The following is a 12,689-nucleotide window of genomic DNA, read 5'->3' as shown; positions in this document are numbered from 1 at the left end:
CGGCGCTCCCGGAGCATCGGCGAGCCCACCCGTAGGCTGGGCAGCCATGTCCACCTCCCAGCCCGGCACACCCCCGGGGACCGGTACGCCCAACACCGTCTGGCTCCGCCCGGTACCGGACCGTCGCGGCCTGAACCGGGACATCGCCCTGGGGCTGGGGATGGCCGTCGCCGGGCTGATCGGCACCGAGCTGGCGAAGTCGACCGCGCCTGGCCAGGTCGACATGGGGGCCGGAGGCATCGAGGCGTACGTCCTGAGCGCCGCGATCGCCCTGCCGCTGTGCTTCCGCCGCCGCTACCCGCTGACCGTCGTACTGGTCGTGTCGATCCTGTTCTTCACGGCGGGGGAGCGGGTGCCGTTCGCCTTCGCCGGCAACCTTGTGACGCAGATCTCGCAGTTCATGGCGATGTACACCGCGGTGGCCTGGGCGCAGGATCGCCGCCGGATGAAGATCGCGATAGTGGTCGTCTTCCTGGAGATGTTCTGCTGGCTGTTCTACGGATTCGTCAAGGCGCTGCAGACCGACGCGATCACGGGCGCCAACCAGGGCCTGTTGTCGCCGTATGTGTCGTTCGTGCTGCTGAACATCGCGGTCAACGTCCTGTACTTCTTCGGCGCCTACTTCTGGGGCCGGGCCGCCTGGGGCATCGCCCGGCAGCGGCACGAACTCGAGCAGCAGGCCGTCGAGCTGGCCACCCAGCAACAGGCGAACGCCCGGCGGGCCGTGATCGATGAGCGGCTGCGCATCTCGCGTGAGCTGCACGATGTGGTCGCGCACCACATCAGCAGCATCGGCATCCAGGCCGGTGGTGCCCGCCGGGTGATGGACTCCGATCCGGAGGCGGCGAAGAACGCGCTCAGTGTGATCGAGGACTCCAGCCGGACCGCGGTCAACGAGATGCGGCAGCTGCTCGGCATGCTCCGGGCCGCCGATCCCGAGCTCGACGACGACCTCGGCGTACCGGTGGGGAAGGCTCCGCAGGCGGGTGCGGACCGGCTGCCGGCGCTGGTCTCGACGGCGAACGGTGAGGGCTTGTCGGTCGGGTTCCACCAGATCGGCCAGCCGGTGAAGCTGCCCGAGACGATCTCGGTGTCGGTGTACCGGATCGCGCAGGAGGCGCTGACGAACGTGCGGCGGCACTCGACCGCGCGGAGCGCGCACGTCACGTTGCGCTATCTGGCCGACACCGCCGTCGAGGTCGAGGTGATCGACGACGGCCGCCCGAAGCACGCGCCGGTCGGCAGCCGGCTGGGACATGTCGGCATCCGTGAGAGGGTCAGCCTGCTCGGCGGCGAGAGCGAGATCGGTCCCCGCCCGGTGGGCGGCTTCCGGGTCCGCGCCCGGATCCCGCTGCAGCCAGTACTTCCCGAAGGAGAACCAGAGACATGAGTGAGGCCGGTACGCCGATGCGCGTCCTGCTGGTGGATGACCAGGACCTGGTCCGGGCGGGCTTCCGGATGATCCTGTCGGTGGAGCCGGACATCCAGGTGATCGGCGAGGCCGCCGACGGCGAGAAGGCGGTCGAGCTGGCGCTGGAGTTGCGGCCGGACGTCGTCCTGATGGACGTCCAGATGCCCGGCCTGGACGGGATCGCCGCGACCCAGCGGATCGTGGCCGCCGACGCGGGCAAGGTGGTGATCCTGACCACCTTCGACCGTGACGACTACCTGTTCGAGTCGCTCGGCGCGGGCGCCAGCGGCTTCCTGCTGAAGAACACCGCGCCCGAGGACCTGGTCGAGGCCATCCAGGTGGTCCATTCCGGCCACGCGCTGCTGGCCCCCGAGGTGACCCGACGGGTGATCAAGCGGTTCACCGGCGGCGGCGAACGCGTCTACCGCCCCGACCTGGTCGCCGACCTGACCGAACGCGAACGCGAAGTGCTCGGCCTGATCGCCCGCGGCCTGACCAACACCGAGATCGCCACGTCGTTGTTCGTGGGAGAGGCCACAGTCAAAACCCACGTCTCCCGAGTCCTCCTGAAACTAGGCCTCCGCGACCGAGTCCAGGCAGTCGTCTTCGCCTACGAGTGCGGCCTCGTAGTACCGGGCGACGAACACTGAGCTTCGCTTCAGTCGACCTCGGCAGGCGCGCGCCCTGGATGGTGCGCGCCATCGAGATACCGATGAGGAGGATGTCGTTGGCTTCGGCGCGGCGGCGGATCAGATCGTCCGGGAAGTCGCGCAGCAGTATCTCCTTGGTGCCGTCGCGGTCCGTCGCGAGCTGGGCGACCAGTTTGCGGGACTTGATCTGGGCGAAGGCGAGGGCGGCGAGCAGGGCGAGGATCGCGGAGCTCAGGACGTTCATCTTGGCTACGTCGATGATGCCCAGGATGGTGAAGACAGCGGCTGCGGCGGTGAGCAGCCAGAGGTCGACGTTCTCGTCGGTCAGGGCACGGTGGGCGGAACGCAGGAGCACACGAACTGACTTCACCTGCCAACTCTAGGGGCGGCAGGGGATCCTCCGCGGAGTTGCCGAGTGTCCAACTCACCTGATCATTCGCCCCCTTTTCACCCTCTTCGCCCTGCGCATGGGAACGGACGGCCCGCACAGAGGGTGAAAAGGGGGCGAATGATCAGGTGGTTGGGGTGCCTGCTCCCCCCTGCGGATGACCTGCGCGATCACACTGCGGGCCGACGTACTGCGGGGTCCTGGCTGGCTAGCGTGGTGCCTACTCCCCGTGGCGGGAGCGGCCCGGGCGTTCGCCCGGTTCAGGGGGCCGGAGTAGTAGAGGAACGGTGAACGGGATGCTGAGCGTGGCTGGGTTGACCCGGCGGTTCGGTGAGCACCTCGCGCTGGACGACGTGAGCTTCGACGTACGGCCCGGTCGGATGACCGGGTTCGTCGGCGCGAACGGGGCCGGCAAGACGACGACGATGCGGATCATCCTCGGGGTACTGGCCGCCAACGGCGGCGCGGTGACCTGGCAGGGCGAGCCGTTGTCGAACGAGGTGCGGCGCGACTTCGGCTACATGCCCGAGGAACGCGGGCTGTACCCGAAGATGAAGATCCACGAGCAGTTGGTGTTCTTCGGCCGGCTGCACGGGCTGGACTCGCTGCGGGCGGCTGAGCGGACCGACAAGATCCTCGGCCGGCTCGGGCTGGCCGAACGGGCGGGGGACACCCTGGAGACGTTGTCGCTCGGCAACCAGCAGCGGGTGCAGATCGCCGCGGCTCTGGTGCACGAGCCGATCGCGCTGGTGCTGGACGAGCCGTTCAGCGGCCTCGATCCGCTGGCCGTCGACGCGATGGTCGACCTGTTGCGCGAAGAGGTCACGCCGGAGGTTCCGGTGCTGTTCTCCAGCCATCAGCTGGAGCTGGTCGAGCGGTTGTGCGACGACCTGGTGGTGCTGTCGCGGGGCAAGGTCGTTGCCGCCGGCCCCGTTGCGGAGCTCGCTGCCGGACCGGCCGCGACGTACCGGCTGGTGGTCGACGGGGACGCCGGCTGGCTGCGCGACGTACCGGGGATCAAGGTCCGCGACGTGGCCGGCGCGACGGCGCTCTTCGATGTCGTCACCGATCCCGATGGGGGCCTTGTGCAACAAGTTCTGCAGCAGGCGATGAGCCGCGGGCGGGTGCTCGAGTTCGGGCCCGAGCGCGTGGCGTTGAGCGACGTCTTCCGGGAGGCGACCCGATGAGCAACGAGACCCTGCGGCACCCGTGGCAACTGGTGGCCCAGCGCGAGATCAGTACCAAGATCCGCGACAAGACATTCATCGGCTCGACCGCGTTCATGCTGCTCGTGGTGCTCGCCGCCGTGATCATTCCGGCGCTGGTCGCCGGGAACTCCGGGCCGGACAAGATCGCAGTACTGGACGACTCGGGTGCCAAGGTCGTCGCAGTCGCCGACGGAATCAAGGGCGGCGACAGCTACGAAGCCACCCGTACTGCGGACGTCGCGGCGGCTGAGCAGCTCGTCAAGGACGGTGAGGTGGAGGCGGCTCTGCTGCCGGGCAAGAACGGGTTCGAAGTACTGGGCAAGCAGCGGGTCGACTCCGGTCTGCAGGACAGTCTGCGGGAGGCTGCGGCCAATCTCGGGATGGAGCAGAACGCTGCGCGGGCCGGGTTGACGCCTGAGCAGTTGCGGGCCGGGAGTCAGCTGCAGGAGCGATTGCTCGATCCTGGGCCGCTGCCGGAGATCGTCGCCAACTTCGTCAACATCGGGCTCGCGCTGGCCTTCTACATGACCGCGCTCGGCTTCGGCATGATGATCGCGCAGAGCGTCGTCCAGGAGAAGGAGAGCCGGGTGGTGGAGATCCTCGCCGCCGCGGTACCGATCCGGGCGCTGTTGTGGGGCAAGGTGATCGGCAACACGGTGCTCGCGCTGACCCAGATCGTGGTGATCGCGGCCGCGTCGCTGCTCGGTTTGCTGGCGACAGGGCAGGCCGACATCCTCGAGGTGATCGCACCGGTCGCGGGCTGGTTCGTGGTGTTCTTCGTACTCGGCTTCGTTGCGCTGGCGGGGCTCTGGGCGGTGGCGGGATCGCTGGCCACGCGGCAGGAGGACCTCGGCTCGACGACGTTGCCGGGGCAGATGGTGCTGATGATCCCGTTCTTCTTCTCCGTCTTCGCGGGCGCCGAGGCCAAGTCGGTGGCGTCCTTCATCCCGATCGCGTCGTCGATGGCGATGCCGGGGCGGATGCTGACCGAGCACGTGCCGCTGTGGCAGCCGCTGCTGGCGATCGTGTTCCTGCTGGTGGCAACGGTCCTGATCGTCCGGCTGGGGGCCCGGCTCTACGAGCGGACGCTGCTGCGGACCGGCCGGCGGCTCGGCTACCGAGAGGCGATTTCGATCAAGGCGTCATGACCTATCGTGCTGGAGCGGCGAGCGTTACAGAAATTTTGCACCCTGTGACAAAACCGCAACACGGGACCGCTGTGTCCGGAGCCCGGACCTGGACTACGGTCACAACGCATGAACGTCGAGCTGCGCCACCTGCGGGTGGTGGTCCTGGTGGCAGAAGCGGGGTCCGTCGGTCGGGCCGCCCGCTGGTTGAAGGTCAGCCAGCCGAGCCTGACCGCGCAGCTCAAGCGGATCGAGTCGGCGTTCGGCGGTGAGCTGTTCGAACGCTCCCGCACCGGCGTCACCCCGACCGCACTGGGCCGGTACGCCGTGGACCGGGCCCGCGCGATCCTCGTCGATGTCGACCACCTGTCGGCGACGGTGTCGGCGATGACCGCGGTGGAGTCGAGCGCAGTACGGCTGGGTGGTTTCCCGACCGCACCGATGTCGGGGATCGCCAGCCGGCTGCGCGACCACGGCGAGATCGAGCAGGTCAGCATCGAGGTCGAGTGGGCCACCAGCGTGCTGTTGCAGCAGCTGGAGAACGGGCGCCTCGATTTCGCCTTGCTGCGTGAGTTCCCGGGTTTCGAGCTGCGGCTGCCGACCGGGGTCGACGCGTGCACGATCGTCGAGTCCGAATCGGCGTACGTGGTGATGGCGGCCGATCACCCGATGGCGGCGGTGAGCCGGCCGCGCGGCGAGATCGACCTGGCCGACCTGGCCGGCGAGGAATGGATCGGCGAACCGCCGGACGACAGCGGCTTCCACGTGCTGTTCCGCGCGGCCTGCGAGAAGGCCGGTTTCCAGCCGAAGATCGAGCACCACTCGGTGGACACCTCGGTGCTGATGGGTTTCGTCACGAGTGGTCAGGGCGTCGCGCTGATCTCGCCGACGTCGTACCGGATGCTGTCCAGCGACGTCACCACCCGGCCGCTGGTGGGCGACCCGATCCACCGCCGGCTGATGCTTGCCTGGAGCACCGAATCACCGCGCGCCCAGATGGCCGCGGATGTCTGCCAGATGGCCATCCACGCGTACGACGAAGCCTTCGCCGAGCACGCGCGCTGGGGGCAACGTCAACGCATGCACGTAGCGTGAAACAGCCCCGCTGATCCATCCCAGCGAGGCTGTTCCTTTGCTACGTCTGCTTGTGTCAGGTCCCGGCCGGCCGGAAACGCCCCGGAAGCTCCATCGGCGCAGCCCCGCCAGGACTCTCGAACGCCCCCAGCTGAAACTCCCCGGTGTCATCAACATCCGGCGGATCCATCCGCTCCCTGTACTGCTGCCCCACCTCTTCCTGCCGCCCCACCTGCGGCGCCACCGTGGCCCCACCCCGCGACACCCCACTTGCCTGCGGCCCCCCTTGCGGCCCACCACTCTGCGGCACCCAAGCCTGCGGCCCTGCACCTTGCGGTGCCCCGCCTTGTGGTCCACCACCTTGCGGTGCCCCGCCTTGTGGTCCACCACCTTGCGGTGCCCCGTCCTGCGGTGCTGAGTACTTCGGTGCCTCGGGCTCGCCCATCGGAACTTGCTGCGTAGCAGTCTCGTCCGCGGCACCCGCTTGCGGCGCTGCGGGCTTGGGGCCTTCGGGCTCGGAGGCCGGCATCTGCTGCGTAGCCTCCTGCTCTGCCTCACCCGCAGGCGACGCGCCACCCGGCGCAACCCCGCCGTAAGCTCCACCCGCCTGCGGCGCAGTACCTGCTGCGCCCCCGCCTTGAGCTCCACCCGCTTGCGGCCCACCGCCCTGCGGCCAATCCGGCTGCGGTGCCTCGCTCTGCGGTTCGGCGGGCTCCGGAGCCTCGGGCTCGCTCACCGGAGCTTGCTGGGTAGCAGCGTCCTCCGGAGCACCCTCCTGCCGGAGTACCGGCGTCTGCTGCGTAGCTTCTTCCTCCTGCGGCTCAGCAGCCTGCGGGGGAGTAGCAGCTACTTCGGTGCCATCGGCAACTGTCTTCCCGGGATCGGAGGTCGGCACCATGACCGTCTCGTCGGCATCCGTCGGCACGAGACGCGTCTCGTCCGCCTCGGCTTCGGAGTACGGTGCCGGCGCGAACTGCGCAGTCTGCTCATCCGCCTGATTGCGCGGCTGGACCGGCGCCGGCTCTTCCTCGAACAGATCGTCGTAGTTGTTGTTCCCGAAGCTGCTACCGAACCGGCTGTCCGGCTGATAGTCGCCCCCGGCAACCGGATACGGCGCCGGCGCCACCGGCATCTGCTGTGCCTGCACAGCAGCCTCCTGCTCGCGCTGCAGACGCTCCGCCTCGGCCCGCTCGCGCCGGCGCTTCCGCACCGACTGCACGATCAGCTGAATGCCGAAGACGAGCGAGATCACCGCGAGGATCGGCACCACACCGTTCTGCGTGTACTGCTTGATCCCGTCGATCATCCCCGTCGTCACACCGGGAACGTCGTTGAGGAAGTTCGTCATCCGGTTGGGAATCCAGTGCACGGTGTAGATCATCGCGCCGAAGGTCAGCGCCGCACCGAGCGCCGCCGCACCCGAGAAGTACGAAACGACGGCCCAGAAGATCAGCGCACCGATGCCGTAGGCAAGCGCCATCTCCTTCACGTTCAGCTTGATACCGCCGTCCGCCGCGAGAACGCCGAACATGGCCGGCCCGACGAGCGCTACCGCGATGCCAAGGAGGAAGCCGAGAAATTTGGACACATTCACACCGTAGCGACGTTTACGCTCCGCACAGCGCCGACACTTCGCTCAATCTTTACGTCTCCACCGGCGTGTATGCCGAGTCACTCCACGCCTTCGGCCTCTCGCTCGGCGCACCTGACCGCGGCATCGATCGCCGGTTTGTACGCGTCGGCGTGCCCTGACGTCCAGCCCGCCGAGCCGAAGACCGCCTCGTCAGTAACGATCCGGTAGATGAGCGCGCGCACCAGCATCTGACCCCAGCCCGGCAGGTGCGACCACCGAAGTACCAGCCCGGGAGCCGCGTCGTACCAGCACAGTGCATCGACAACCGCGACCGCGGAGGCCCACGACGGAGGTCGCCAGTAGAGCGGCCAGTCGATGATCGCGGGTGGCATCCCATCGGCGAACAGCACATTGCCAGGCAGATCACCGTGCACAGCCTGCGACGCCAGCTCAACCGGCCGGCGGGCTCTGATCAACGGGCGCAGCAATTCCTCACCCGTGGAACCAGCCCGGAGAGGAACCTCCTCCCAGGCCACCCGATCCCCGAACGACCATGGGTCATCGCGATCATCCAGAAAGGTGGGTCTGGCGAGGTCGGCAATGGCTGCGTGGAAGGCGATTCCGGCTCGCAGTACGTCGTCGAGCCTGCTGACGTCCTCGGCTCCTGCGACGAACTGGCTCGCCTCCCAGCCCTCGACCATCCAGGTCCCGTCGAGCGCCCGTACCGGCCGTGCCACTCGAAAGTCGTCCGATTCCGGCAGGGCGGTGAGCACCTCGGACCGCCAGTTGCTCTCGGCGGCAAACTCAACCGGCTTGAGAATCAGCTCCCCGGCCCGCCAAGTCCCACCTTTACCACCGGCGAGCGCAACGGGCGCCTCGGTGACCTCGAACGCCCTCAACACTGCTGCCGGCGGCCCGGCAATCGACGACTTCATCCAGCGATGCTAGGGCCCGGAGATAGCCGTACCTACTGCTTTTCGCCATCGAGGCCCTTTGCTCCGACCGCGTGTGGATCGGCCGGTTTCGCCGACCGTCAGACGGTCAGGCCGTAGGTGATACCGGCTGGGGTCGGGTCGTCCTCATGGTCCAGGTCCGGGGTGCGCTCGTACTCTTCCCAGGCCAGCAACTTGTCCAGATGACGCCGGACCGACTCCAGCACTTCGGTGGTCCTGACGTCGCGACCGAGCTCCCTCGACAACGTGGTGACGTCGGCGTCGGAGATCCCGCACGGCACGATCCGGTCGAACCAGGTGAGGTCGTTGTCGCAGTTCAGCGCGAACCCGTGCATGGTGACGCCTTGTGCCACCCGGATCCCGATCGCGGCGATCTTCCGCTCCCGGCCGCGCTCGTCGGCGGGCACCCACACCCCGCTACGCCCCTTGACCCGCCCGGTCCGGACACCGAGCTCGGCGCAGACCGCGATCAGCGCCTCCTCCAGCCGGCGGACGTAATCAACGACGTACACATGCGAAGCGAGTTTGACGATCGGGTAGCCGACCAACTGGCCAGGCCCGTGCCAGGTGATCTTGCCGCCACGGTCGACGTCGACTACCGGCGTACCGTCCACTGGTCGCTCGTGCGGCTCCGTGCGCTTGCCGGCCGTGTACACGGGCGGGTGCTCGAGCAGGATGACCGTGTCGGTTCCGGTGCCCTCGGCAACCTGGGCATGCAGCCGCCGCTGCTCGGCCCACGCCTGCTCATAGTCCACCGCATCGGCGCCGAAGCCGGCCTCGACGTACTTGATAGCCCTCACGCCTTCGAGTGTAGGCGGACCGATCGGCGGCCGTTCGCCGCCATCCACAGGACGCCGGTCGGGGCGGTGGCTGTGGATAACTTCCGGAGTGCCGGCGCCGATCCGGGCACTCTCTTGGGTATGGCACTCGAAGACATCTCCGGCTACAGCCTGCGCCGTGGGCTCGGGTCTGGATCAGCCGGCACGGTCTGGCTGCTCCGCGACCTGGCCACCGGGCGGCACGCTGTGCTCAAACGCATCCCCAAGGCCGCCGTCGCGGTGAAGAGCGACTTCCTCGGCGACCTCGAACTCGCCCGCACCATCGACCATCCCCACGTCGCCCGCCTACTCGAAGTCAGAGAGTCCGACCGCGAATGGCTCCTCTTCAGCCAGTACGTCGCTGCCGGCACGCTTGCGTCTCTGCTGGAGCGCCGGGGCGCGTTGTCACCCGGCGAACTGGTGACGCTGATCAGCCCGCTCGCCCAGGGCTTATCCGCCCTGCACCAAGTCGGTCTCACTCACGGCCACCTCGGCATCGACGACATCATGTTCGACGCCGACGGCCGCCCCGTCATCACCGACGCCGGCCTCCGCACTCATGCCCCGCCCAGCACCCCCGAAGCCGACCTCGCAGCCCTCGGCACCATCGCCCACGAAGCCGGCGGCGACACCAAAACCTTCCCCCCATCCCTCTTCACCACCAACGGCGACCTCCTAGCCCAACAATCCCTCCACCGCGCCCACCCCCTCCCCATAGACCTCGGCTTCACCCAGGACTACCACCCCACACCACCCCCTCCCCGCGACCCATCAACCCCGACGGATTCAGCCACCCAACACCCCAGCCCGCCACCACCCACCAACACCCCGCAGCCAACCCCCACGCCCACGCAGGCAACCCCCACCACCCCGCATCCAACCCCCACAACCCCGCGCCCCACCCTCGCCACATCGCGATCCGCCCCTGACACCACGCGATCCGCACCTGGCACGTTGCGATCCGCCCGCGCCGCCAGCGCGAGCGGCCGCCTGTCGCGGCCAACTCATCGCAGATCGGCCCGCCGTCAATCCACTCGCCGCCAATCCGTCCGCCAGCTCCTGCGTACGAAGCGTGCGGCCTACGGAATCCTCGCGGCCTGCGGAGCCGGCGCTCTAGTCACCGTCGCCATAGGCCTGGCAACCCTCGGCGTCCTAGCTCACCCCGCCACCAGCTCGACCGCCGCGGCCGACAAATCAACCCCTCCACCCCCACCGCCCACGCCGACAGCACCCCACGCGACCAGCTCCCCAACCTCCGCCACGACCAGCGCCTCAACCCCCGCCCCGCACCAGCGGACCCAAACGGGGGAGAGCAAGAAGTGGATGCAGACCTTGCAGGCTCTAGACGCACGCCGCTCCCGAGCCTTCTCCACCCTCAACCCAGCCGACCTGAACGCCATCTACGTCCCCGGCAGCCCACCCTGGTCAGCCGACCGCGCCCTCCTGACCTCCTACCGCGACCGCCACATCCGCATCGAAGGCCTCCGCATGCAGATCGAAACCGTCACAGTAGAAACCCCAGGCAAAACCACCGTCGTACTACGAATCGTCGACCGCCTGATCTCAGGAGTAGCAGTCACCGCCTCCGGCCAGCGAACCACCCTCCCACCCGGCCAACCAACAGCCCGCCGCCTAACGCTAACCACCAACACCACCACCTGGCGCATCTCCACAATCACCAAAGCCTGACCACCCCAAAGGCCAGTACCCTCCCCACGCAGCCCTCCGTCGCCGCTCGTGACTGCGTCTGGCTGGGCCCGCTGACTGGACTGAGCGAGTACGACGGGGGCAACAACCCCCCACGCGGCTCCATGCCGCCCGGCCGCCGGGTGGTTGGGTGCCATTGGCTGCGTGAAGGGTGGGGTCAACCCCGGTTCGAGGGGTTCGCCCATTGGCAGACCAGCGGGCGAACCATCCGTCGAGAGGTTGAGCCCACAGAAGTGCACGCGCCCGGCCCGGTTCGCGGCTCCTTCGTCGCGGCTCATGGCCTGTGTCGGTGGCGCGGGCTTTGTTGAGTGGGAGGGTTGAGTGCGGTGGGCGAGTCTCGCGTGCCTCCGAGCGCCAATGTCGGTGGCCTCCCCACGCAGCTCCTTCGTCGCCGCGCCCGGCGGCTCAACTGCCCGGCCGCCGGGTGGTTGGGTGCCATTGGCCGCGCGATGCGTGGGGTCAACCCCGGTTCGAGGGGTTCGCCCATTGGCAGACCAGCGGGCGAACCATCCGTCGAGAGGTTGAGCCCACAGAAGTGCACGCGCCCGCCCGGTTCGCAGCTCCTTCGTCGCGGCTCATGAACTGCGTCGGTGGCGCTGGCTCTCTTGAGTGGGCGGGTTGAGTGCGGTGGGTGTGCCTCGCGTGCCTCCGAGCGCAAACGTCGGTGGCCCTCCCACGCAGTTCGTCGCCGCGCCCAATCGCCCGGCGGCCTCGCACGGCAGTTCTAGCTGAGCATCGGATGTGCGGTCGTTCATCGAGGCATCGAGGCATCGAGGCATCGGGGGCATGCGTGCGCCGGCCGCGGTACTGCGTGGTGTCTCGCCGGCGCTGGGTGTGCGTGGCGTCTGTGCGCGGTGTCTTGTGTACCGCGTCAGCTGGGAATAAGCCTCAAGTGAGGGCTGACTCGAGGGCGCTGGTCACTGTCGGGTGGTTGAAGGTGAAGCCCGAGGTCAGCAGTGCGTTGGGGAGGGCTCGGTTGCTGCCGAGGAGTTCCCAGGCGAATTCGCCTAACACTGTGGTCAGGACGAAGGACGGGATGGGGATCAGCGTTGGGCGGTGAAGGGCTGCGCCCAGGGCCTTTGTTAGTTCTTGGTTGGTGGTGGGCTCGGGGAGCGTCACGTTGACCGGGCCGTTTACCTGGTCGTTTTCGGCGCAGTGGCGGACGGCGCGTTGCCAGTCGGTCAGGGAGACGACGGGGAAGTACTGCTTGCCGGAGCCGAGGCGGCCGCCGACGCCCAGGCGGAACGGCAGCGACAGCAATTGGAAGGCAGGTGCCGAGCGGTTGAGGACGACGCCTGTACGCAAGGCGATCACGCGGCAGCCGGCCTCGCGTGCGGGGTCGGCCGCGCCTTCCCAGACTCGTACGACGTCGGCGAGGAAGCCGTCGCCGAGTTCGGACTCCTCGGTGAGGATTCGGTCGCCGCAATCCTTGCCGTAGCCGCCCACGCCGCTCTGCGTGATGAACACCGGTCGCCGCTCCAATTGCGCAGCGGCCGCGGCGAGCGTGGCTGTAGTACTGACTCTGCTCTCGCGGATGGTCTTCCGGTACGTCGGAGTCCACGGCCGGCCGATGTTCGCGCCGGCCAGGTTGACCAGGACGTCGGCGTTCTCGAGTACGGCGGGATCCAACTGCCCGCGGGCCGGGTCCCACCGGACCTCGCTCGGCTGGGACGGCTCGCGCCGGACCAGCCGGATGACCTGGTGGCCGTCGGCCACCAGGTCGCGGGCGAGGGACTTGCCGAGGAAGCCGGAGGAACCGGCGAGCACGTACTTCACGAGT

11 protein-coding genes are annotated in these 12,689 nt (G+C 68.4%); 6 read left to right on the top strand and 5 right to left on the bottom strand.

All coding sequences use genetic code 11. The features are described 5' to 3' along the window. The first annotated feature begins 46 nt into the window (after positions 1 to 46). Positions 47 to 1,390: a sensor histidine kinase gene (locus A3ES_RS0115005; RefSeq protein WP_020387652.1), complete on the top strand. Its 1,344-nt coding sequence runs from the start codon at positions 47 to 49 to the stop codon at positions 1,388 to 1,390. Then, complete coding sequence (locus A3ES_RS0115000; RefSeq protein ID WP_020387651.1) at positions 1,387 to 2,061, top strand: response regulator; 675 nt, start codon at positions 1,387 to 1,389, stop codon at positions 2,059 to 2,061. Before A3ES_RS0115005 ends, A3ES_RS0115000 begins: the two co-directional genes overlap by 4 nt. On the opposite strand, the gene A3ES_RS54010 is transcribed toward A3ES_RS0115000, so the two are convergent. Beyond that, a complete protein-coding gene (locus tag A3ES_RS54010) occupies positions 1,952 to 2,431 on the bottom strand; it encodes a hypothetical protein (RefSeq protein ID WP_157630523.1) in 480 nt (159 codons plus the stop codon). The genes A3ES_RS0115000 and A3ES_RS54010 overlap by 110 nt on opposite strands. A gap of 314 nt (positions 2,432 to 2,745) precedes the next feature. On the opposite strand from A3ES_RS54010, the gene A3ES_RS0114990 reads away from it, so the two are divergent. The 3 genes from A3ES_RS0114990 to A3ES_RS0114980 all read left to right on the top strand — a co-directional run bounded on the left by A3ES_RS0114990 (position 2,746) and on the right by A3ES_RS0114980 (position 5,879). After that, complete coding sequence (locus A3ES_RS0114990; protein WP_020387649.1) at positions 2,746 to 3,636, top strand: ABC transporter ATP-binding protein; 891 nt, start codon at positions 2,746 to 2,748, stop codon at positions 3,634 to 3,636. After that, positions 3,633 to 4,805 (top strand): ABC transporter permease, encoded by a 1,173-nt coding sequence (locus tag A3ES_RS0114985; protein ID WP_020387648.1) that lies wholly within the window; start codon positions 3,633 to 3,635, stop codon positions 4,803 to 4,805. The genes A3ES_RS0114990 and A3ES_RS0114985 overlap by 4 nt, the downstream gene beginning before the upstream one ends. A gap of 108 nt (positions 4,806 to 4,913) precedes the next feature. After that, entirely contained in the window at positions 4,914 to 5,879 is a 966-nt protein-coding gene (locus tag A3ES_RS0114980; RefSeq protein ID WP_020387647.1) for a LysR family transcriptional regulator, read from the top strand. Positions 5,880 to 5,934: 55 nt separating this feature from the next. Here the strand turns inward: A3ES_RS0114980 and A3ES_RS47220 are convergent, their stop codons facing one another. The 3 genes from A3ES_RS47220 to lipB form a co-directional block, all read right to left on the bottom strand. Further along, positions 5,935 to 7,446, bottom strand: a complete 1,512-nt coding sequence (locus A3ES_RS47220) for a hypothetical protein (protein WP_157630522.1) — start codon at positions 7,444 to 7,446, stop codon at positions 5,935 to 5,937. 83 nt (positions 7,447 to 7,529) lie between these two features. After that, positions 7,530 to 8,366, bottom strand: a complete 837-nt coding sequence (locus A3ES_RS47215) for a TIGR02569 family protein (RefSeq protein WP_040454739.1) — start codon at positions 8,364 to 8,366, stop codon at positions 7,530 to 7,532. A 98-nt stretch (positions 8,367 to 8,464) separates the two neighbouring features. Then, a complete protein-coding gene (gene lipB / locus A3ES_RS0114965) occupies positions 8,465 to 9,184 on the bottom strand; it encodes a lipoyl(octanoyl) transferase LipB (protein ID WP_063745963.1) in 720 nt (239 codons plus the stop codon). A 120-nt stretch (positions 9,185 to 9,304) separates the two neighbouring features. Here lipB and A3ES_RS56720 point away from each other — a divergent pair, with 120 nt between their 5' ends. Further along, on the top strand, positions 9,305 to 10,891 hold the full coding sequence (locus tag A3ES_RS56720) for a protein kinase domain-containing protein (protein ID WP_083933461.1): 1,587 nt from the start codon (positions 9,305 to 9,307) through the stop codon (positions 10,889 to 10,891). Positions 10,892 to 11,797: 906 nt separating this feature from the next. On the opposite strand, the gene A3ES_RS0114945 is transcribed toward A3ES_RS56720, so the two are convergent. After that, on the bottom strand, positions 11,798 to 12,685 hold the full coding sequence (locus A3ES_RS0114945) for a TIGR01777 family oxidoreductase (protein ID WP_020387641.1): 888 nt from the start codon (positions 12,683 to 12,685) through the stop codon (positions 11,798 to 11,800). Between the last annotated feature and the right edge of the window lie 4 nt (positions 12,686 to 12,689).

It is taken from the genome of Kribbella catacumbae DSM 19601, assembly GCF_000372465.1.
GTDB classification, from domain to species: Bacteria; Actinomycetota; Actinomycetes; order Propionibacteriales; family Kribbellaceae; genus Kribbella; species Kribbella catacumbae.
The sequence above is the reverse complement of the archived record's forward strand: the minus strand, read 5'-3'. Positions and strand labels throughout refer to the sequence as shown.

Excerpts from the sequence above, each read along its gene's own strand:
- A3ES_RS0115005 (WP_020387652.1), top strand. The coding sequence starts at position 47 with ATGTCCACCTCCCAGCCCGGCACACCCCCGGGGACCGGTACGCCCAAC.
- A3ES_RS0115000 (WP_020387651.1), top strand. The coding sequence starts at position 1,387 with ATGAGTGAGGCCGGTACGCCGATGCGCGTCCTGCTGGTGGATGACCAG.
- A3ES_RS0114990 (WP_020387649.1), top strand. The coding sequence starts at position 2,746 with ATGCTGAGCGTGGCTGGGTTGACCCGGCGGTTCGGTGAGCACCTCGCG.
- A3ES_RS0114985 (WP_020387648.1), top strand. The coding sequence starts at position 3,633 with ATGAGCAACGAGACCCTGCGGCACCCGTGGCAACTGGTGGCCCAGCGC.
- A3ES_RS0114980 (WP_020387647.1), top strand. The coding sequence starts at position 4,914 with ATGAACGTCGAGCTGCGCCACCTGCGGGTGGTGGTCCTGGTGGCAGAA.
- A3ES_RS47215 (WP_040454739.1), bottom strand. The coding sequence starts at position 8,366 with ATGAAGTCGTCGATTGCCGGGCCGCCGGCAGCAGTGTTGAGGGCGTTC.
- A3ES_RS56720 (WP_083933461.1), top strand. The coding sequence starts at position 9,305 with ATGGCACTCGAAGACATCTCCGGCTACAGCCTGCGCCGTGGGCTCGGG.